This window comes from Lederbergia citrisecunda, assembly GCF_018343695.1.
GTDB lineage: Bacteria > Bacillota > Bacilli > Bacillales > Bacillaceae_C > Lederbergia > Lederbergia citrisecunda.
This window is the reverse complement of record NZ_JAGYPJ010000001.1, coordinates 3,937,640-3,957,797: the sequence shown is the minus strand read 5'-3', so window position 1 is coordinate 3,957,797 and position 20,158 is coordinate 3,937,640. Positions and strand designations below refer to the sequence as shown.

The following is a 20,158-nucleotide window of genomic DNA, read 5'->3' as shown; positions in this document are numbered from 1 at the left end:
ATTAAAAACACTAAAAGTATCTATCATTAAAAGAGCGATAGTAAACCAATGTATGGAAAGCATCATCAAGAGCCAATGTTTAAAAAAACTTTGTTTATTTTTGGAAAACTTAAGACCAATAAATGTAATGAGAGTACCCCATAAAGTTGTGGAAAGAAGATATATAATGGGATAGGTTACAAGAATGGCATCAAGAATCCATAGGAAAAATCCATTTGCACCACCCACCAGATGTCCAATGATCATTATCAATCCAAGCAATACATGAATGAAACAGACGCTTCTAATTATTTATTCATTCCTCCCATTAATTTTCTTTAAGACCTTTCTTTTGAAGCTAGAGTTTGTAGATAGTCAAGTATTCTTCATTTAAGATTGCACAAGTTATTTCATTATTTCTTTTTAAAAGACACGTAAATAAGGATGACTCCAATTAATAAAAACAACGGTATAAAAAGGTTATCTAGCAATGTTGGAGGAGGTGGTGTAGTTGGATACGATCCTGTATGTGTGAGTGCCGACCAATGAACAATTGAAATTACACGTTCAACTGAATACATCAAACCGCTTGTCAAAATAAATAATGCTCCCAGAATCAAACTTGTTTTTCTTTCCATTTGTCTATTGCCTCCTTTCATAAATACGATCATTAGCCTCTTAATTTATATCAACTGGATTGGTACTATCTTCTCAATCATTTCTTTTTTCATAAATTCGGGTAATGTACTCTAATCTTTGCGCAATATAAATTAATACCATTGCACTGATTCCTTCCCACATCCCCCCAAAAAATAACCCTACAATTCCGCCTATAGATATATAAGATGCTAAGTATTTATCAACCAAAATATCACTCCCCCCACATTCATATTATCATATTAATCTTTTTATTTTAATTTTTTTGAAAACTTAAGGGTATTTTGATATTATGAAGAATTAGTAAAGTTAATAAAAATTCTCTGCTTAAATAGCTACTCATGAAATTAGACCATTTTTACAATAATTAGTGGTTATTCATTTCAAAAAAGGATGGTACCTATGCAAGGGATTTTAATAGTTTTAATACTACCTATTATTATTTTTATTGTTTCAATTGTTGGGTTTTTATTACTAAAGAAATGGTATGTAACTCCTATCATCATTTTTATTATTTTTACAGTGTTGGCTATTACTATTTATAAAGGTACACTTTTTAGTTACGTGATATTCTATACGGCACTTTCAATTGCGGTAAGTCTTATTATGAAGCTAAATGTATATAACAAGTAGTCAATGGACTTTTCTTAATGGGGAAACCTTCTCTTTTCTTAGTCATATAATTGAATGTGAGAAGGTATCCCCTTCCATTTTAATCGGGTGAAAATGTAATTATTTTACTTTTTTCACATTGCTCTTTCTTCACACGCATGTTAAGATGAACTCAACTTTAAATGAACGGAGGGTTTCCAAGTGGCAACTATTAGACTTCGATTCCAAACTTTGAACAAATAATTGAATATGTTCAAAGCTCTGCTGTCTGTGCAGGGTTTACGGGATTGGTCTGCCTATTTCAGGAAACCTCATTTTTATAATGTTAATAAAAGATGAAGGGGAGGGACGGTTCTCTCCTTTTTTGTTGTCTAAAAATATCGGGGATTCGTTCTAAACAATGAAGGTTATTTTTTTACCGCATCTTTCCTCCAATGTGGCCACTCATTTCCATTTCATGATGGTTTTTTCGGCGTCTCCATCCCTGTTTACCTAAGCATAGACTGAGTACCTATGTTTTTATTTTTAAAAAAATCGGAGGTAAACCATATGGAAAGAAAAGCAATTGTTGTTGGTGTCAATCGGAATAAGTCCGCCGAAAGTTTTAATTATTCCATGGAGGAATTATGTAATTTAGCTCAAGCTTGTGACGTCTCAGTGCTTGGAGAAGTCACACAAAATTTACATCACTTTGATAAAACCTATTATATTGGTAGTGGCAAAGTCGAGGAATTGCTTGAATTGATTGCGGAAACAGAAGCCAATATCGTCATTTTTGATGATGAGCTCTCCCCTTCTCAAATTCGTAATTTGGAATCTAAGCTGGATTGCGAAGTCATCGACCGAACTACACTCATTCTTGAGATTTTTGCGAGTAGGGCTAGAACGAAAGAGGCTCAGCTCCAAGTTGAAATTGCGAGATTGAACTACACGCTTCCAAGGTTAATAGGAAGTCGAGAATCATTAGGACGACAAGGTGGAGGCTCTGGGCTAAAAAATAGAGGAGCCGGAGAAACGAAACTGGAACTCGATCGTCGAAAAATTGAAATCAAGATCGCTGCCTTAACAAAAGAACTGGAACAATTGGTTGCAAGGCGAAAGATACAAAGGAAACAGCGAGACAAAAACGAAATTCCTGTTGTTTCATTAGTTGGTTATACGAACGCAGGCAAATCAACTCTAATGAATGCTTTACTAAATAACGTTGGTTTAGAAAAATACGTTTTTGAAAAAGATATGCTATTTGCTACGTTAGAAACATCTGTGAGAAAAATGACTTTGACCAATAACAAGGAATTTTTATTAACGGATACCGTTGGTTTTATTAATAAACTACCGCATCATCTCGTAAAAGCATTCCGTTCAACTCTTGAAGAGGTTACGGAAGCTGATTTGCTTGTTCATGTCATTGATTACTCTAATCCACATCATGAAGAACAGAAACAGCTGACAAATAAAGTTTTGAAGGATATTGGCGTTGATAATATTCCTGCCATTTATGTCTATAATAAATCCGATCTTGTTGACGGACCTTTTCCATTACAAGAAAACAGTGTTTATATATCTGCAAAAACAGGAAAAGGTGTTGAGGACTGTATACAACTTATTAGTCAACACATTTTTAATGACTATGTTTCCTGTGAATTGCTTATTCCATACACAGACGGAACGGTTATTTCGTACTTTAATGAACACAGTCAAATAATATCGACCGATTATGAAGAAGATGGAACAAAGCTAATTGTGGAATGTAAAAAAGCAGATACGGAAAAATATTATCAATACGTACAAAAAGTTTTATAGAAATAGGAAAATGAGCTGTCGAGGATTTTCGGCAGCTCATTTTGGTTAACGAGTTAAAAACTCTTTCATGATAGTTCGTGACAATCACATTCATTGTCCGATTCACTATTTTTATTCCTCACACTGTATATCTATTTTTTTTTAGTTTATGCTTTTCTTTGTTTGAAAAATGTAAGTATTGATAGCATTAGTAACACGATCCCATTTACCAAATACCATCCCTTTCCCTCATAAGAAGTCATAAGGATAAGTTCCCATAAGTTTGACTGACCAGAATTTGGACATCTATCACAATACGGATAAGCAAATATAAATGGAAGTATTCCTATAAACGTAGCAATTGTTCCTGGAATCAGGAATAATATTGATAATATTTTCATAAAAACCCTCCTTTTATTTGCTTCAGTTATATTACGTATCTTAGCCCCTTCTTCTCTAATAGCTATGGAGGAAACTCTTTCATTACGTTTGACTTTGATGCTTTACTTTCTTTTTATCCGCAATATTAAAGATCAACCTAATTAAAGACGGAACTGCGAAAAAAATAAAGAAGGTTCGAAACAGCTGGTAGCCAGATACAAAGGATAGATCCGCATTTATTGCGTGAGCAATGATTCCCATTTGATCCATTCCTCCAGGCGCCAAACTCAGTAAAGCTGTAGCCTTAGAAATGGGCTGCAGCTTTATTAGTAACATGCTAAAACCAATTGCCCCAAAAACGAGTATTAATCCACTCCCAAGTGCAAGACCAAATGTCTTTAATTTTCTAGGAATCTGATTAGGCGTCAGCATTAAGCCGACATGTGTCCCAAGCAATAGCTGTGCTGCATTAATTAAACCAGATGGCAGTTGAGGTCCTTCTAAGATATATGCTTGAAAGATTGCTGTCCCAATAGCCGGTCCTATCAAATACGCCGTTGGAAACTTTATTTTCGCACCAACGAGAGCGAAGACAATACATATAACTGCAAAAATAATGATATTAGGAAACAGATTACTCCAGTTTCCAGAGGATAAAGTCGGGGCTAAAGAAGCGATTGGTTCATTTACAACATCACCAGAATCTGCAAACATCGGGATCAGCACAAGCAATGGCATTACAATGATGATAATCATTAAACGGATAACTTGAGTAATCGTAACAATAGCCAAGTTAATGCCCTTCGTTTCTTCAGCCAACATTATGATTTGTGAGAGTCCCCCGGGAATACTTGCCAGTAGTAACGTTCTATAATCACTATCAGATAGCTTGGACACAACAAAAGCAATTCCCGCACAAAATAATAGTAGCAATACCGTCATCAATAACATGTACGGCAATTGTAGTACCATTGCATGCAAGGCTGATGTTGTCATCGAAAGTCCTATCGTATACCCAACAATAATCATTCCAGAATTTCGGATGGAGCTTGGCCAAATAAATTGGCGTTTCATTACGGTTGTACCTATTAGCGCTGCTATCATTGGCCCAAGAAGCCATGGAACTGGGATATGAAAAAAACTAAATAGTACACCACCTATTATGGCAGTGATAAGTGTTATGAGGATTTGTTTAGCCATATTAAAATATCTATTTTTCATAAAATAAACCCTGCGAATTCGATTATTTTCTATTATTGTAGGTTCTTGTTGAAAACATTGTCAAAGAAATAAACCCTTGAAAAATCGTAGAAAAATGATGTGAATTCCTAAATATGGTAACCTTATATTAATACAGAAAGGAGCGATTTAAGATGAGTATTTCCATTCCTGAAATTACGCTTAATGATGGCTTTTCTTTACCAGTAATAGGGTTAGGTACATATAGTCTAAGGGGAAATACCGGCGCCAACGCTATTAAACATGCAATTGATATCGGCTACCGCTTGATTGATTCTGCCTACAGCTACGAAAACGAAGGAACAGTTGGTGAGGCGATCCGAAGAAGTTCCATTCCGAGAGATCAATTAATCATTACATCTAAGCTACCTGGACGCTATCATTCTTATGAAAAAGCCGTTTTAGCCATACAAGAATCGCTATATCGTGCAAATCTAGATTATTATGATTTATATTTAATTCACTGGCCAAATCCGAAGCAAGATTTGTATGTAGAAGCTTGGCAAGCCTTGATTGATGCGAAAAAATGGGGTCTCATTCGCTCGATTGGTGTTTCAAATTTCTTGCCCGAGTATCTTGAGCGTTTAGAAAAGGAAACTGGCGTTATGCCAAGTGTAAACCAAATAGAATTACATCCGTTTTTTAATCAAGAGCAACAAAGAAAATGGCATGAAGAGAATCATATAGTAACAGAATCATGGAGTCCATTGGCACAAGCAAATGTCATCCAAGAAAATGAAACAATCAAAAAAATAGCCGAACAACATAATAAATCCGTTTCTCAGGTAGTTTTACGTTGGCATTATCAGCTAGGTACTATATCCATTCCAAAATCGGCTTCTCCTTCTCGTCAACTTGAGAACATCTCCATCTTTGATTTTTCGTTAGATGAAAATGAAATGAATATGTTGGCAGCATTAACTCGCCCCAATGGAAGATTAAGCAACCAGGACCCCGCTTCCGTTCAAGAATTTTAGATGGAAAGAGTGTGTCACTTATCATAAAGGGACGCGCTCTTTCCTTTATTTTTTTAATATCCCTAAATACTCTGTCTTCTAGGTACCTTTTTGCCAATAAAATTACGGTCCCTTACTTATTTATTTCTACAATATTCAACTACTTTACTATAGGATAGATCTCCACCAAATATATCTAGTGAACTGCCAATCGTAATATCTAATTTGCCATTAGAAAGTTGATAAAAATATTCCAAATCTTTTATTGAACTTACTCCACCGGCATATGTAGTCGGAATTGAAACCCATTTGGATAATTGCTCTACTAAATTCTCTTGTATTCCTGAACGCTTTCCTTCCACATCTACTGCATGAATTAAAAACTCATCACAATATTTTTCTAATTCCCTAATTGTTGAGCTATTGACTTCTAAATTACTATATTGAGTCCATTTGTTTGTTACTACAAACCACTTTCCATTCTTTTCCTTGCAACTCAGGTCTATTACCAACTTATCCTTTCCAACTGCATCAACAATTCTATTCAATCTATCTTTTTTAAGTTCACCATTTTCAAATATGTAGGAAGTAACGATTACATGTGATGCTCCATTTTCTAGATAAAAGTTTGCATTTTCTGATGTAATCCCCCCTCCAATTTGTAAACCTTTAGGATATTCATTTAATGCTTGTATAGCCGAATCTTTATTACCATCACCCAGCATAATAACATGTCCACCTGTTAAACCGTCATTTTTAAACATTGAAGCATAAAAGGCAGATCCATATTCTGATACAAAATTTTCAGTAACTAAATCATTATCCAACTGAAGTGTGTCTCCAACAATTTGTTTAACTTTTCCTTGATGTATGTCTATACACGGTCTAAACTTCAAATTAATCAATTCCTTCATAAAGTAATATGTATTCTCTTTTTATAAACAGGAATAGCCCCTGTAACCTTTACTGTTTTTCTTTCATAACCATGAATCTTAATCGTTAGTTAAACTCAATTTCTTTTACTTTTTCAATATCCCTAAATACTCTACCCAAGGACCAACGTCTTCTCGGTATCTCTTCGCCATTACTCGTACTATTTGAGCAATATGCGTTAAGTCATGCGCAACCCATGTTGAAATTAATTCTCTTACCTTCACGACTCCAAATTCAGGATGTAAACCAGTTAATTCAAGATGCAATTCAGGTTCAATAAGAGTCTTAAGTTTCTCTATGTTTTTCGTCCGAATTGTTTTAAACTCATGCAGTTTTTCCTCTATCGACTTCTTCTCGCTATCGCTTAGGTGAGAAAAACGATCGAATGGCGGAAATGGCTTACTTTCACCTTCTTGAAGTATGAATTCTAACCTTGGTATCCAATTGGTTTTCTCCCCTTCAATCAGATGTTCAATGACTTCCTTAGCATTCCAAGTTCCTTCTCCTTCGTTACGCGCCAACCAGCCATTTGATATACCATATAAAAAATAATCCAATGTTGTGGGTGTACGTTCTAAAACTTCAATCGCTTCATTTATATTAAAATTCATATCGATTCTCCTTGTTTCTTAAGGCTCGCCATGATCTTCTCAATATTCTTTTTCCGAACGACAGGATTTTTATAATGACTAATCCCATTAATAGATTTTGATTTCTGAGGATAAGGTAATCTTTCAAAAATTTGGTATGCATCTTGATCGAGCTTGAATGCTTCTTTGAAATCATTTGGGATCCTAATATCAATCTGCTTACCTTCATAAACTTCATCTATAAACAGTTCCATGAAGTGAGTAATTTGTCCTTCAGGTGTGTAACTTTCTAGCACTCCAAATTCAGGATCATAATAAATACCATCATAGTAAACGACACTATGACCATAAGTAGGAAACCCAACCAATAATATACAAAGAGGAGGAAACTCTTTTAAATCCTCAACTGCTCGCCAGCTTAAATAATCAATTTTATATTTTTTCAACGCCTTATAAAAATGACTTGATCCCGAGGCTCTCGTTCCTTTCATCACTACAATTGCTTCTTCTATTGGAATTTGTGCAACCATTGCCAAACACGCTTCATCACATGATGAAAAATCTGGTTGTGGTACGTAAGTTATGGAGAATTTACTCATGTTTACCTCCTATTTATAATGACCTAACTTTCAAGTCCTGTCATTCAAATGCTTTAATAAATCAATGATTTCTCTTCTTTGCACAGTTGCTTTTTTCATTTTTAATTCCTTTTTTATTTCTTAATATCATTCTTCTTAAATACAAGAATCTCCTTTAAAATCTACAAAAGTAAAAAGAAGCTAGACATTTGTTTTATATATTGAACTACACCATTTTATCAATGAAGAGAATGATATAGCAGAGTCATGGAGTAGATTGTATTTTTCCAAATGTCTCCACTAGAATAATAGAGTAAAAGGTAGTAATATGTATTTTAAGTGATTTTTTATGGGATAAAAATGACTAGCTTTTTAACTATATATTACCTGTATAACCTCAAGAATAAGGCTTGAGGGTATCTACCAGGAACCTTAAAAATCCTGACTACAGAAAATGAACAATTCGTTTTTTGTAGTCAGGATTTTTTGTTTTTTGAAAAACATCAAAGCCTATTCTCTTTATAGAAAGGATGAAATCTACATCATGAATTTGAAAGTTTATATTCTAGCATTATCAACAATCGCGGCTGGATTAGTTGAATTAATTATAGGCGGGATATTACCTACAATCGCCGACGATTTTAATATTACATTAGGTACAGCCGGCCAACTTATTACAGTGTTCGCCCTTATATATGCTATTGCGGGACCTGTTTTACTTATGTTAACTAGTAAAATTGAACGAAAAAAGTTATTCATTGCTTCACTATTTGTTTTTATTCTTGGTAATATCATGACGTATTTCAGTCAGAATTTTACTCTTATGATGATCGCAAGGGTATTATCTGCAATGAGTACAGCACTAATAGTAGTACTATCCTTAACGATTGCCGCAAAAGTCGCATCCCCTACTCATCAGGCAAAAGCTGTAGGACTTATATATATGGGAATTAGTTCAGCTCTTGTATTGGGGGTCCCATTAGGAATCTTAATTTCTAACGCATTGGGATGGCGCGTAATATTCCTTGGAATCGCATTGTTTGCACTTGTATCAATGGTGCTTATTTCAATATTCTTAGAGCGTATTCCTGGTGAAAAAACGATTCCACTTTCACAACAATTAAAAGCTGTGGGTAGCGCAAAAATCAGTAGCGCCCATCTTGCAACATTGTTTATGCTAGCAGGTCACTATACACTGTATGCCTATTTCACACCATTTTTAGAAACAAATTTTCATTTAAATTCCTATTGGATTAGTATTTGCTATTTCGTATTTGGTATTGCTGCCATAAGTGGTGGAGCTTTCGGCGGAATTCTTTCAGATCGGATTGGAGCTCCTAAGAGTATACTCATTGTAATTGGAGCATTTGCTATCGTACTAGGCATATTGCCTTTCACGACTTTTTCACTTTTTATTTTCATTCCTATCATGATGATTTGGGGTGCATTAAGTTGGAGTCTAGCGCCACCCCAACAAAGCTATTTGATTCAAACGGATCCAGCAACATCTGACATACAGCAAAGTTTTAATAATTCTGCATTGCAAATTGGGATTTCATTAGGGTCAGCAATTGGCGGTGTTGTATTAAATCATACAGGTTCCATTTCCGGTACAGCGTGGGTTGGTTGTGTTATTGTCATTATCTCGCTATTATGTGCGTTCTTTTCATTAACCAGACCAACTATTGCTAGAAATAAAAAGCCAGAAGCCTCATCTCTTTTTAAAAATACAGTCCAATAACGTTCTTTTCCGATGGAATGAGAAAAAAATTGGATAAAATTGCATTGAAATAAAGGAACAGTCCCGTATACTTTGTAAAGGGACTGTTCCTTTTATTACCGATCTTTATTCAAACAGCCGAGCTCTTAATTCGATTGAAGCGTTAATTATACTAACTGTCCTATCCTTATTCTAGATATTCCTTATAAGCTTTTATAAATTACAAAATTAAATTTGTCTCTTTTTCAGTTAATCAAACGTTTGATTAGTTGCAAAAAGCACAGATTTTTTATAAATGCGGCGCTATGGCACCCGCTTTGTTTTAATCAAACGTTTGATTAGTAGTGATTGTTCCTATATCTCTTCTATGATACGATTTCCTTAATAAATAAAAGGGAGGAAGCAGCTATCAATATAAAAATAAGATCAGAATCTCTATCTCTACAAGGATTAACCGCCGCACAAAATCGCTTACCTAAGGACCACTTATTATTTCCAACCATCTCATCAAAATTATTATCTGTAGAAGCAGGTATTGCTGGCGAGGACAAAGTAGCAGATGTACTCCTTCGAAACTCCTTCTCTATTGACTACCGCATTTTCCACGACCTATCTCTCATTACCAGTACCGAATTTCAAATAGATACGTTATTTTTAACCCGATCATTTGCCTTGATTTTAGAAGTGAAAAACATCTCGGGAATACTGGAATTTAGAGAAAATCCACCACAATTAATTCGAACAAAAGCAGATGGACAAGTGGACGGATTCGAAAGCCCAGCCGCACAAGTAGAAAGATATGTTATATTGCTTAAAGAGTTTTTAAGCCAATTCTGTATCGATATTCCAATTATTGGCGTTGTTGTCTTAGCATATCCGAAGCAAATCGTAAAAGTTGCGCCGAAACGCACAAAAATTTTATTCCCAACCTTAGTTCCACAATACATCAAAAGCCTCTACCACCTCCCACAGAAAATAGATATAAAAATGTTGGACAGGCTATCATCTCAACTCCTTGAAAGCCATCGACCGTATATACCAAATCCAATTTGTGAAACATATGCAATTCCTCGAAGTGATTTTAAAAATGGAGTAATGTGCCCAGTATGTAGTTCGATTGGAATGGAGAAAGTTTATAGAAGCTGGTACTGCCAAAATTGTAAAAATTACGACCGTTTTGCTTATAGATCAGCAATTAAAGAATGGTTTTTATTATTCGGACACAATATGTCTAATAAAGATTGCCGTGAGTTTCTAAAGATTAATGACATAAAATCCGCACATCGCATCTTACAAAGCATGAATCTAAAAAGCGGTGGGAAACATCGGTATCGCACATATTCTATGGATTTTCACGCTGATATGAATTAAATAGGAACTGAATCTCCGAAATGGACCGTTATAAGGGGATGGGAACTTTGAACGGGAATTGAGTGCCTTTGGACGAGAATGGAAACTTCGAACGGGAATTGACCTTATTTGAAAGGGAATGGATCACCTCCGAAGGGAATTGGATGGCGGTGAGCGGGAATAGAATGCCTTTGAACGAGAATTGGAAAGCTCTGAACGAGAATGGATACTTCGAACGGAAATTTACCTAATTTGAACGGCAATGGATCACCTCCGAAAGGGAATTGGATGGCGGTGGACGGGAATAGAATGCCTTTGAACGAGAATTGGAAGGCTCTGAACGAGAATGGATACTTCGAACGGAAATTGACCTTATTTGAACGGGAATGGAGAACCTCCGAAAGGGAATTGGATTGCGGTGAACGGGAATAGAATGCCTTTGAAAGGGAATTGGAAGAATCTGAACGGGAATAGACGATTGTTATACGGATAAGAAAGCTCAAGTTAGGAACTAGAAATGAACATGCGGACCCTATGCAGCCTCGCCATAAAAAAATGCCATTCCAGCAAAAACAACGAATGGCGGTTATCCCTTTTTAAATATATAATCAGTTCCCATACGCATGAATATTAATCACTTAAAAATTTGGTTGTTCAAATGGTGTTCCATATGGTCGAGGTAATCTTTTATTAACCATTCCAAGGTCCTAAGTTGGTTATTGCCTATATTACATTGCAACATTAGTTGATCCCGAGGTATTTTACTAATAACATTGATAATTTTTTTATTCAGGCTACTCCATAAAATCATTACTTCCTCAATCGGCATTTCACGATATCCCTGTAATTCTACCCACTTATCTTGATTATACGGTATGAGGACCAAGGGCTCAGCCTGATATTGAATTCTTATAAACCTTTCAAGATTATTAATGGCTGAGTCACATAAATGGCCTAGTATCTCTTTTTTTGACCATTTGTGTGGCAAAGGTCGTTCTGATATTTCTGATTCAGTAAACCGACTGAATCCTTCCGAGACTTTTACTAGCCAGTCATTTAGCTTATCAATGACGTTCTGCATTTTTTCCCTCTCCTATCCTAGATATGTATCTGCCCGTTCCAAGTTAAAAAGACCGCTTTCCTCAAGAAATTGATAAAGAATCTGTACATGTCCACTACCTACAATAAAAAGAATTCTGTCATTAGCGGAGGTTGCTAATCGTGCTAAATTTGAAAAAAGGATTAAGTTTCTTTGGTACCACCAAATGAGCCAATCGATTCCAACATAGTGATCAATATCTCCAATACGAGCCATATTAATATACATTTCATGATGTTTCTTTATCTCAATAGGGTCATTGCATCCTCGATATAGATCTAGGATGGTAGGTGCAACACCTTGCGTTTCACCTTGACTCGCTGCTTCCAGCCATCCATAAATAGATTGTGATAAATCTGGCTGATTTTCTTTAGCCCATTCATACACTTCTCCTGCACTTCTCGTTCCTGCACCTTGTTCCATCCAATCTATGGCATATACTTTTTCATGATTCAGTTCATCCGCAATTCGAAATCCAAGCTGGTAAATTTCATTTACTTGTAGTTCAAAGTCTCCATTTTTATATCTTCTGAACTCCTCATTTAGTTCGTGGTCCCTTTTTGTCACTCTTTCCACTGCTAATTTATTAGGCTTATATTGTTTAAAACGTTCCACGACTTCTCGAATTTCCTGTTGTTTTTTTAAAGTCAAAAAATCGTCTAATTTAGACTGAAACAAGTCAGAGCTTGGTGCCATATGAAATGTACCTAATATTAAAATAGTAGGTTTTTTATTCACCTTTTTCATCCCATAATCCCCTTTATATTTCCCTATAATGATAGGTTCTATTAAGAGGATGGGATTTCCTTCATTTGGAAAATATATTAAATCCTCAATCTAACTTATGGCTTCAATTATTACTACGGATAAATTAGCAAGAACTTTTACAAGGGGCTAAGGCTGATCTTAGCAATGTTACAGTAATTTAATTAGGTGAACAGCCTCTAATGATTTTAAATAGGGGGCTGTTCACCTTTTAATATTATTCCTTTTCAGCTACTACTGAAAAGCGTTCGTTTATATGCTGTGGTTTTTCAATTTCATCTATAACGGCAATCGCATAATCTGGATAGCTAATATAGCTTTCACCTTTTGTATTCAAGATCAATTGGTCTTTTCCAATTTGATAAGAACCTGTACGTTTACCTTCTGGATCAAAGAATCCTGCCGGGCTAATGTAGGTCCATTGAATCCCGCTTGTATTTTGTAGTTCTTCAAGGTTTTTTCCCATATTTGAAGCAGTTGGGAGATAGGATTCAGGAAAATCCGGGGTTTCAAATACACGTAATGTTTTTGCTTCATCTACAAAAAGACTTCCTGCCCCACCTACGACTATCAACCTAGTCTGTGGAGCATCTTTAAGTGCTTTAATTAATATACTACCAGCCTCTACATGCTGATGTTCTTGGCCTGGAGCAGCATTAAACGCATTTACAACTACGTCATATTCCTTTATATCTTCTGCTTTTATGTCAAAAATGTTTTTTTCTACAACCGCAACTTGTTTGTTTTGAATCTTCGTCGCATCTCTAACAATTGCCGTCACATGATGCCCTCTTTCAACAGCTTCATTGAGAATAAGGTTTCCCGCCTTACCAGATGCACCAATAATTCCAATCTTCATTTCCTATACCTCCATACATATTATTTTGATTAAACTATTTGTAACCACTTTAGTTACATGTAATCATTATAGTTACAGGTTGTTTGAATGTCAACACAATAACTTTTGTATATTTTGTGCAATAATTTAAGATATAATAAACTTGTAACCAAAATAATTACATGCTCAAAATATATAGCATTATTATCGTAAGGAAGGTGGTTAAAATGTCCATCAGCAGCCGATTTGCCGTAGGAATTCACATACTTTCATTGATTGAAATCAATAAGGGAGGAGTAAGCTCATCTGAGTTTATAGCAGAAAGTGTAAACACAAATCCTGCAGTTATTAGAAGAATAATGGGTATGCTTAAAAATGCTGGGTTAGTTAAGGTACGGCCCGGTATTGCTGGGGCTGAACTAGCAAAAGAATTATCTGAAATTACACTGCTCGACGTATATAAAGCGGTTGATGTTGTACAGGAGAAAGAATTGTTTAGTGTACATGAAAATCCAAATCCAGCTTGTCCTGTAGGCAGGAACATACAAGATACGATATTCCCGTTATTATCTACAGCTCAGCTAGCTTTAGAGAAAGCTCTTGAAAATGTTACGATCGCAGATGTTGTAAATGAGATTGCAAATAAAGAAAAAAATAAAAATAGAAATGATATATGATACAACTTACAAAATTACAAAAGGAAAGAGGAGAATGAAATGTGCCGCAACATTAAAACACTTTTTAACTTTGACCCTCCAGCTACCGAAGACGAAGTATACGCAGCCTCACTTCAATATGTGCGAAAGATTTCCGGTTTCAATCAGCCATCGCAAGCAAACAAAGACGCATTTAATCGTGCCATTGAGGAGATAGCGATCGCTACACAAAATTTACTAAACTCACTAGAAACCACAGCCCAACCACGTGATCGAGAGGTTGAAGCTGAACGGTCTCGTGCTAGAAATGCAAAAAGATTTGGTATAGAAGAGATCTAAACTGATTAAATGATGTTCTTCAACATTTCCTACAAAAGATTATTCTATTTTTTGCGACCATAAAGGAATTGTAAGTACCAGCTAAAGCAGGTTAACAAAAAGGTTTTCCATATTTTGAAGATGAATATCATTCATAAAAACAAAGCAGGGGGATTAACATATAGGCAATTTAGAAGTAGTTATTGCTGTAGATATAGGTACCAACAGCACAATTTATCAATTTAAATAGTAAAGACAAGACACAGAATTCTGTGTCTTTTTTAGTATATTGCAAAACATTTGTACGCAACGATAGAAATGTACTTTTATTCGTAAATTTAACAAACGTATAGGAACCAAATTCCTCTGTAAATTCTTGATTTAGAACTACCCTCAGATAATCTCTGAGGTTGAGCTAACGGGCAGGATAATGTGACAATAATGCCGAATCTTTTCAAGATACATAACTACCATTACATCAATGCAATATGATGGGAGGTATCAACGGTTTATGGGTGTCAAAGAAATTGTGTTAGGCATTCCAGTTACGAAATCGGGGAATTTTGAAGAATATGAAAAGTCAATCGAGTGGTATGTTAATGTGCTAGGCTTTAATTTGATTTGGAAGATGGGGATTGCAAGCCTTAAGCTGGCAAACGGACAAGAAATCTTACTTTTTGGGGAAGAAGAGGACGAGAGCAGCATTTGGTACACAGGTAACATCAAGCTGAATCCACATTATTCAATACAATTTACAACTGAAAACATCGAGCAGTTGCAATCTGATTTAATTCATAGTGGTGTCCCAGTTGGAGAGATTACTTTCGGCGGCGGCGGAGACAAGGTTCTAATGTTTAATGACCCGTACGGAAATCGTTTCTGGGCAATTGAAGAACAAAATTGATTCGAGGGTATTGAGCTAACGGGACACGATAGTTTAATTCAGCTATACTTTTTACCGAGTCATAATGCAATTGTAAATGAACGAAAAGATGGATAGAGATTCAGATGTATTCTGAAAACTCTATCCACTCTTATTTCGCCAATATAATCTCTTACATTATATTAAATTGCTTATCATTATTGACTATAATTGACTTTCTCTAACTTTTAATAAAAAACTTTAGATGACTTCATCTATTATTATTTCGTTCAGTAAATCAAGGCGTTTACCCTCTAGTCTTTTAAATTCATCTAGTCGGTGTATCCAAAGACCTTTATCAGCTTCCATTACAAACTCTCTCATTCTTATGCAACAAAGAACTCATTTGTTCCTTATTATTTTCACCCATAGAACCCCCTCCAAAGTTTAGTTTCTATTTTTATTATAAATGTTTTCATTATTACCTTCTAAAAGCAACAAAGTTTACGAAAAGAGCCAAAAGAAATAACTCTCCGACAGCTTTGAGCGAGCATAGGAGCGTTATTTCTTCTTCCCTTTATTTAATTCCCACCATTAACTATTCAATGTTTTTTTCATTTCCTTAAATTCTTCTGCACTGATTTCCCCTTTTGCAAAACGGGCTTCTAGGATAGATAAAGCATCATTTTGAGGGTGATAGCATTTTCTCCCTCTTCCTCTCCAAATCATGATAAATACCCCAACTATGATTAAAAAGAATACAAAAGCAAATGGGTGAAAATATCCCCAATGGTGCATATTAATCAACTCCTACTTTTATTTGTTTTGATTAATGCTAAGCTCGTTCTTAACATGGCGATAGAAAGCCAGAATAATAACAATGCGATGACAGGATGAAGTGCCGTTACATAAGGAACTTTGCCTGACAATCCAACAGTAACGTATTGCAATGCAACCATTACGTAGAGTCCTAAACTATGCCAACGCAATTTCTTTGGAATGCCTCCGAAAAATGTTAATACGAACATCACTAACGGAATGAATTCAAAATAGACGACTAACGATTTATGAAAAGCCCACTGACTAGAATCAGCGAACAATGCCACTCCCGCAATAAAAACTTGGCAGATGATCGCAATAAAAAACATTACTGAAAGTACAGCAAAGAAACCGCGAATTGCCTTGCCTATTTTTGTTATTTCCACAATGGAAGACCCTCCCCTCCAATGAAATCATTTTGTTGCTTTGCGCATTCCCCATGGCTTAAAGACAGATATTACAAATATGAATAGTAGCGAAAGAATTTGAATAACGATGCCAGTCCATAAATCAATATGGAACATATACATATCCAATTGATTCATATTTGATTCAAATCCAGCCAAGGTGTTCATTGTCCATGCATACATACCCCATAGATTTAAAAAGAGAAGGAGTGCTGTGAGAATCTCTTTTACGATAATCCAATAAAACTTAAACAATCCCCATTTTGTCCAAATGGATAGAAGGATTCCAGATACCAATGTACCAATAGTCGATGCTCTTACAGATGTTTTCGATAAAACATGCATGATTTGATAACAGCTGCCGACTAGTTGTTCACTCCCAGTTCCAGCTGCAGTAATGCTTAAAATAAGAAAGGTTACCATATTCCCAAGCATAATCGCTGAAAATATGAGATGAATCGTAAGGAGCCATCTTTTTCCGGTTATCGATAATTGCAATCTCTCACCTCCGTCCCACTGCAATCACTATAACAAGCAAGTCTAAACTCCCTCTGAAGCAAATATAAAAAATGTATAAACTATTATGTACAGAATGAAAAAACACCCATTTTTTTAAATGAGTGTTTTTTATCCATTAAAACGATATCCAGATCCCCACATTGTTTGAATATATTCGGGATTAGATGTATCCTTTTCAATTTTTTTGCGAATTTTTTTCACATGGACCGTGACAGTCGCATTATCTCCCATTGAATCAAGTCCCCATATTTTTTCAAATAACTCTTCCTTCGAAAAAACTTGGTTTGGGTGCATGACGAAAAAGGAAAGTAAATCAAATTCCTTCGTCGTGAATAGCACTTCTTTTCCATCCAGGAATACTTGTCTTGATGCCGTATTTATTTGCAGACCTCTTACATAGATTTCATCCCTTGGTGTGTCCGTTTGTATTAAGCGCTCGTACCTTGAAATGTGAGCTTTTACCCGTGCAACTAATTCCCGTGGGCTAAAAGGCTTTACAACATAATCATCTGCACCAAGACCTAATCCGCGTACTTTGTCGATGTCTTCAAATTTGGCTGTCACCATAATGATCGGAATATTGGATACTTTTCTCACTTGTTTACAAATATCAAAGCCATTGATGTTCGGAATCATTAAATCCAGTAAAATTAAATCAAATTGTTTATTTATGGCTGCATCTAAACCACTTTTTCCATCCGAGGCAATCTCAACATGGAAGCCCTCGATCTCAAGATAATCCCTTTCTAATTCCGCAATACTTTGATCATCTTCTATAATCAAAATCTTCTTATTCATGGTTTCCATCCTCTGATTTTTTAAGTGTGAAGTTTACGCGAAGACCTTCCATTGGCATATTTTCTGCCCATATTTCGCCGCCGTGTGCTTCAATAATTTGCGAGGCAATTGCTAGTCCAAGCCCGCTTCCCCCAGTGCTTCGAGCTGGATCAGTTCGGTAAAAACGCTTGAATATAGACATGAGGTCATCTTGGGAAACACCTGGACCATTATCACTTACACTTACTTTAATCATATTTTCTTGTTCTCTAATTGAAATCGTAATCTTCCCAGGTCTTTTATTCATAAACTTTACACTGTTAAAAATAATGTTTTCCATTACTCGGATCAATTTGTCTCTATCTATTAATACATTAGCATGACCTTTTATTGCATTAAAGGATATTTGGACATCCTTCTCGATTAATTCTTCATTGATTTCCTCTAAATAGTCTTTTATAAAAGCTAGAATGTCAACGGATTCAAAATGAAAGGGCAATTTATTCACATCTAATTTGGAATACAAGGCGAGTTCTTCAATTAATCGATTCATATATGTGGCTTTGGAGCGAATCGTATCAAGATACTGTTCTCGTTTATCGTCCGAATTTGCAACACCATCTTGCAGTCCTTCCACATATCCGAGAATGGATGTGATAGGCGTTTTTAAATCATGTGAAATGTTCGCAATGATTTCTTTACGATTGTTTTCGTATTTATCACGAACTTCTAATGATTCCTTTAGTTGAGCCCTCATCGAATCAAACGACCTAATCAGCTGCCCAAGTTCATCTTTACTTTTCGACTTGATGGTAAAATTCAGATTACCACTGCTAATTTTTTCAGACGCAGCGGATAATTGGCGAACGGGTCGCAAAATACTCCGCGACACGATATACGACAAAAATACATTCGTAAGTACAAGCGAAAGAATTAAACTACCAAAAAGAATCGGAAAAAATGTTCTGGCAAACTTTACAAAAGATGCTGAATCGTCTAAAAGGAAAATCGAACCTTGAATCCCATCTTTGAAGTAAAAATCATGCTGCCTAATTGAATAGTGTTCTTCCCCGACTCTCGCGCCAGCTGGATTATATCCTTCATTCCCAAAAGTAGGTAGATCCCCATTCGAAATATGCTGATTGGATGAAAACAATACATTATTCCCCTTACGAATGACAACCTCAACATGTTCCCTCTTCAATTGTTCGGATAGGGATTCAAAATAATCCTTATTAAGAAATTTTTCTTGATTTAGTGAAGCTGTTTTTTGAAGCTTATTAAAAAGTTCTACTGTTCGTTCATCATTGTTTTGCCATTGTTGTCTAAAATGAGTTCCAATGAAAGAACCATTACTATAAACCATACTTAATAAAAATATAATAAACACAATAATAATGATAGGCATCACAATCATAGCAGCATTTGAGATAAAAAGGCGTTTGCGAATAGACATGAAATTCCCCTTCAAAAAATAATGAGTTCCCTACACTACATCATACTATGTAACAATAAACAAACCCTGAATGAAGTATAAAAGTTTTATAAACTCATTCAATGAAAACAATTGTCAGGTTCATTCTCTAGTTCATAAAACTATTTACAGCCTATCTGTACCCTTAATGATATAATTGTCCGTTTCCAAAGGAGTTAATGAAACATTATATGATATATGAATATTAGGAGGTGTAATATAATTGTTTCATCATACTAGGCCAATCGTAGTTCACCCAAGGCACATAGTAAGAAACCGCTTTATACGCCGCGTACATCCAGTTATCCATCCGATTGTTCATGTTGATCGTATACACATTGAAGATGTACCTAGACACATTATAAGACCAATTAGAAGGAGAGAAGTTATCGAACATAGACGCCCTTTCCGTCGTTGGTAAATTAACGCAAAACGCCACGCTTATATAAGCGTGGTTTTCTACTTTATACATTTAGAACGACTTTTAATGAATTTAAAAAAGGGCAGAATCTACTTCTGCCCTAGTGATTTTGCATTAGTAAGTCATGAAAGATGTTCCTACGATAATCAATAATATGAACAAGACTACGATCAATACAAAAGTACTGCCTCCTGAGTAACCGGAGCCGTACCCGCCGTAGCCGTAACCACCACATCCGCCGTACCACATATGCATTCACCTCCAATCAATATAAGTTTCCTTCTTAATTCGAAAGGGATGGATTAATCAAAAAGCCCAGTCTATTAATAGCCTGTTCCTACAAAAGCTGCTCCTACAATGATAAGCAAAATAAACAAGACTACGATCAAAGCAAACGAAGTTCCCACTTTACCTAACACCTCCATT

Annotated in this window: 26 protein-coding genes, 1 pseudogene and 1 riboswitch; of the genes and pseudogenes, 9 read left to right on the top strand and 18 right to left on the bottom strand. The window is 35.5% G+C overall.

Annotated elements, in window-relative coordinates:
* Positions 1-392: 392 nt before the first annotated feature.
* Both KHA93_RS19420 and KHA93_RS19415 read right to left on the bottom strand, forming a co-directional pair.
* Complete coding sequence (locus tag KHA93_RS19420) at positions 393-617, bottom strand: hypothetical protein (RefSeq protein ID WP_213112214.1); 225 nt, start codon at positions 615-617, stop codon at positions 393-395.
* 73 nt (positions 618-690) lie between these two features.
* Positions 691-846 carry a hypothetical protein gene (locus tag KHA93_RS19415; RefSeq protein ID WP_213112213.1) on the bottom strand — a complete coding sequence of 52 codons (156 nt, stop codon included), beginning with the start codon at positions 844-846 and terminating at the stop codon, positions 691-693.
* A gap of 192 nt (positions 847-1,038) precedes the next feature.
* Here KHA93_RS19415 and KHA93_RS19410 point away from each other — a divergent pair, with 192 nt between their 5' ends.
* Together KHA93_RS19410 and hflX are read left to right on the top strand one after the other, a co-directional pair.
* Entirely contained in the window at positions 1,039-1,269 is a 231-nt protein-coding gene (locus KHA93_RS19410; protein ID WP_213112212.1) for a DUF2651 family protein, read from the top strand.
* Positions 1,270-1,797: 528 nt separating this feature from the next.
* Positions 1,798-3,051 carry a GTPase HflX gene (hflX, locus tag KHA93_RS19405; RefSeq protein WP_213112211.1) on the top strand — a complete coding sequence of 418 codons (1,254 nt, stop codon included), beginning with the start codon at positions 1,798-1,800 and terminating at the stop codon, positions 3,049-3,051.
* Between the two features lie 146 nt (positions 3,052-3,197).
* Here hflX and KHA93_RS19400 read toward each other — a convergent pair whose 3' ends face one another.
* Positions 3,198-3,431 (bottom strand): hypothetical protein, encoded by a 234-nt coding sequence (locus tag KHA93_RS19400; protein WP_213112210.1) that lies wholly within the window; start codon positions 3,429-3,431, stop codon positions 3,198-3,200.
* An 82-nt stretch (positions 3,432-3,513) separates the two neighbouring features.
* Positions 3,514-4,632, bottom strand: a complete 1,119-nt coding sequence (locus KHA93_RS19395) for an AbrB family transcriptional regulator (protein ID WP_213112209.1) — start codon at positions 4,630-4,632, stop codon at positions 3,514-3,516.
* 152 nt (positions 4,633-4,784) lie between these two features.
* On the opposite strand from KHA93_RS19395, the gene KHA93_RS19390 reads away from it, so the two are divergent.
* Positions 4,785-5,627 (top strand): aldo/keto reductase, encoded by an 843-nt coding sequence (locus KHA93_RS19390; protein WP_213112208.1) that lies wholly within the window; start codon positions 4,785-4,787, stop codon positions 5,625-5,627.
* Between the two features lie 116 nt (positions 5,628-5,743).
* Here the strand turns inward: KHA93_RS19390 and hisA are convergent, their stop codons facing one another.
* The 3 genes from hisA to KHA93_RS19375 all read right to left on the bottom strand — a co-directional run bounded on the left by hisA (position 5,744) and on the right by KHA93_RS19375 (position 7,728).
* Positions 5,744-6,502, bottom strand: a complete 759-nt coding sequence (gene hisA, locus KHA93_RS19385; protein ID WP_213113045.1) for a phosphoribosylformimino-5-aminoimidazole carboxamide ribotide isomerase — start codon at positions 6,500-6,502, stop codon at positions 5,744-5,746.
* A 123-nt stretch (positions 6,503-6,625) separates the two neighbouring features.
* Positions 6,626-7,150: a DinB family protein gene (locus KHA93_RS19380; protein WP_213112207.1), complete on the bottom strand. Its 525-nt coding sequence runs from the start codon at positions 7,148-7,150 to the stop codon at positions 6,626-6,628.
* Complete coding sequence (locus KHA93_RS19375; RefSeq protein WP_213112206.1) at positions 7,147-7,728, bottom strand: YdeI/OmpD-associated family protein; 582 nt, start codon at positions 7,726-7,728, stop codon at positions 7,147-7,149. Before KHA93_RS19375 ends, KHA93_RS19380 begins: the two co-directional genes overlap by 4 nt.
* 346 nt (positions 7,729-8,074) lie before the next feature.
* A riboswitch (purine riboswitch) is annotated at positions 8,075-8,175 on the top strand.
* 76 nt (positions 8,176-8,251) lie between these two features.
* On the opposite strand from KHA93_RS19375, the gene KHA93_RS19370 reads away from it, so the two are divergent.
* The 3 genes from KHA93_RS19370 (at position 8,252) to KHA93_RS19360 (ending at position 11,209) form a co-directional block, all read left to right on the top strand.
* Positions 8,252-9,448, top strand: coding sequence for an MFS transporter (locus tag KHA93_RS19370; RefSeq protein WP_213112205.1), 1,197 nt, complete (start codon positions 8,252-8,254; stop codon positions 9,446-9,448).
* 327 nt (positions 9,449-9,775) lie between these two features.
* Complete coding sequence (locus KHA93_RS19365) at positions 9,776-10,798, top strand: nuclease-related domain-containing protein (protein WP_233711229.1); 1,023 nt, start codon at positions 9,776-9,778, stop codon at positions 10,796-10,798.
* Between the two features lie 201 nt (positions 10,799-10,999).
* Positions 11,000-11,209 carry a hypothetical protein gene (locus tag KHA93_RS19360; protein WP_213112204.1) on the top strand — a complete coding sequence of 70 codons (210 nt, stop codon included), beginning with the start codon at positions 11,000-11,002 and terminating at the stop codon, positions 11,207-11,209.
* A gap of 202 nt (positions 11,210-11,411) precedes the next feature.
* On the opposite strand, the gene KHA93_RS19355 is transcribed toward KHA93_RS19360, so the two are convergent.
* From KHA93_RS19355 to KHA93_RS19345, 3 genes are all read right to left on the bottom strand, one after another.
* Positions 11,412-11,858, bottom strand: a complete 447-nt coding sequence (locus KHA93_RS19355) for a DinB family protein (protein ID WP_213112203.1) — start codon at positions 11,856-11,858, stop codon at positions 11,412-11,414.
* Positions 11,859-11,870: 12 nt separating this feature from the next.
* Positions 11,871-12,623 (bottom strand): DUF5694 domain-containing protein, encoded by a 753-nt coding sequence (locus KHA93_RS19350; protein ID WP_213112202.1) that lies wholly within the window; start codon positions 12,621-12,623, stop codon positions 11,871-11,873.
* Positions 12,624-12,858: 235 nt separating this feature from the next.
* Complete coding sequence (locus KHA93_RS19345) at positions 12,859-13,500, bottom strand: NAD(P)-dependent oxidoreductase (protein WP_213112201.1); 642 nt, start codon at positions 13,498-13,500, stop codon at positions 12,859-12,861.
* Positions 13,501-13,706: 206 nt separating this feature from the next.
* Here KHA93_RS19345 and KHA93_RS19340 point away from each other — a divergent pair, with 206 nt between their 5' ends.
* From KHA93_RS19340 to KHA93_RS19330, 3 genes are all read left to right on the top strand, one after another.
* Complete coding sequence (locus tag KHA93_RS19340) at positions 13,707-14,156, top strand: Rrf2 family transcriptional regulator (protein WP_213112200.1); 450 nt, start codon at positions 13,707-13,709, stop codon at positions 14,154-14,156.
* A 39-nt stretch (positions 14,157-14,195) separates the two neighbouring features.
* Positions 14,196-14,474 carry a DUF2277 domain-containing protein gene (locus KHA93_RS19335; protein WP_213112199.1) on the top strand — a complete coding sequence of 93 codons (279 nt, stop codon included), beginning with the start codon at positions 14,196-14,198 and terminating at the stop codon, positions 14,472-14,474.
* 490 nt (positions 14,475-14,964) lie between these two features.
* A complete protein-coding gene (locus tag KHA93_RS19330; protein ID WP_213112198.1) occupies positions 14,965-15,357 on the top strand; it encodes a VOC family protein in 393 nt (130 codons plus the stop codon).
* 219 nt (positions 15,358-15,576) lie between these two features.
* On the opposite strand, the gene KHA93_RS23620 is transcribed toward KHA93_RS19330, so the two are convergent.
* The 8 genes and pseudogenes from KHA93_RS23620 to KHA93_RS19295 all read right to left on the bottom strand — a co-directional run bounded on the left by KHA93_RS23620 (position 15,577) and on the right by KHA93_RS19295 (position 20,157).
* The gene (locus KHA93_RS23620) at positions 15,577-15,699 is read right to left on the bottom strand and encodes a hypothetical protein (protein ID WP_267917541.1); all 123 of its coding nucleotides are present in this window, start codon (positions 15,697-15,699) and stop codon (positions 15,577-15,579) included.
* 210 nt (positions 15,700-15,909) lie between these two features.
* On the bottom strand, positions 15,910-16,113 hold the full coding sequence (locus KHA93_RS19325; protein WP_213112197.1) for an SHOCT domain-containing protein: 204 nt from the start codon (positions 16,111-16,113) through the stop codon (positions 15,910-15,912).
* Positions 16,114-16,118: 5 nt separating this feature from the next.
* Positions 16,119-16,520 (bottom strand): DUF6220 domain-containing protein, encoded by a 402-nt coding sequence (locus KHA93_RS19320; protein ID WP_213112196.1) that lies wholly within the window; start codon positions 16,518-16,520, stop codon positions 16,119-16,121.
* A 27-nt stretch (positions 16,521-16,547) separates the two neighbouring features.
* Positions 16,548-17,039: a hypothetical protein gene (locus KHA93_RS19315; RefSeq protein ID WP_213112195.1), complete on the bottom strand. Its 492-nt coding sequence runs from the start codon at positions 17,037-17,039 to the stop codon at positions 16,548-16,550.
* A 129-nt stretch (positions 17,040-17,168) separates the two neighbouring features.
* A complete protein-coding gene (locus KHA93_RS19310) occupies positions 17,169-17,858 on the bottom strand; it encodes a response regulator transcription factor (RefSeq protein WP_432806329.1) in 690 nt (229 codons plus the stop codon).
* Complete coding sequence (locus tag KHA93_RS19305) at positions 17,851-19,293, bottom strand: sensor histidine kinase (protein WP_213112193.1); 1,443 nt, start codon at positions 19,291-19,293, stop codon at positions 17,851-17,853. The genes KHA93_RS19310 and KHA93_RS19305 overlap by 8 nt, the downstream gene beginning before the upstream one ends.
* A 553-nt stretch (positions 19,294-19,846) precedes the next feature.
* Positions 19,847-19,921: pseudogene (locus KHA93_RS23925) on the bottom strand (YjcZ family sporulation protein); the annotation flags it as partial.
* A 134-nt stretch (positions 19,922-20,055) separates the two neighbouring features.
* A complete protein-coding gene (locus KHA93_RS19295; protein ID WP_213112191.1) occupies positions 20,056-20,157 on the bottom strand; it encodes a YjcZ family sporulation protein in 102 nt (33 codons plus the stop codon).
* Position 20,158 lies beyond the last annotated feature (1 nt).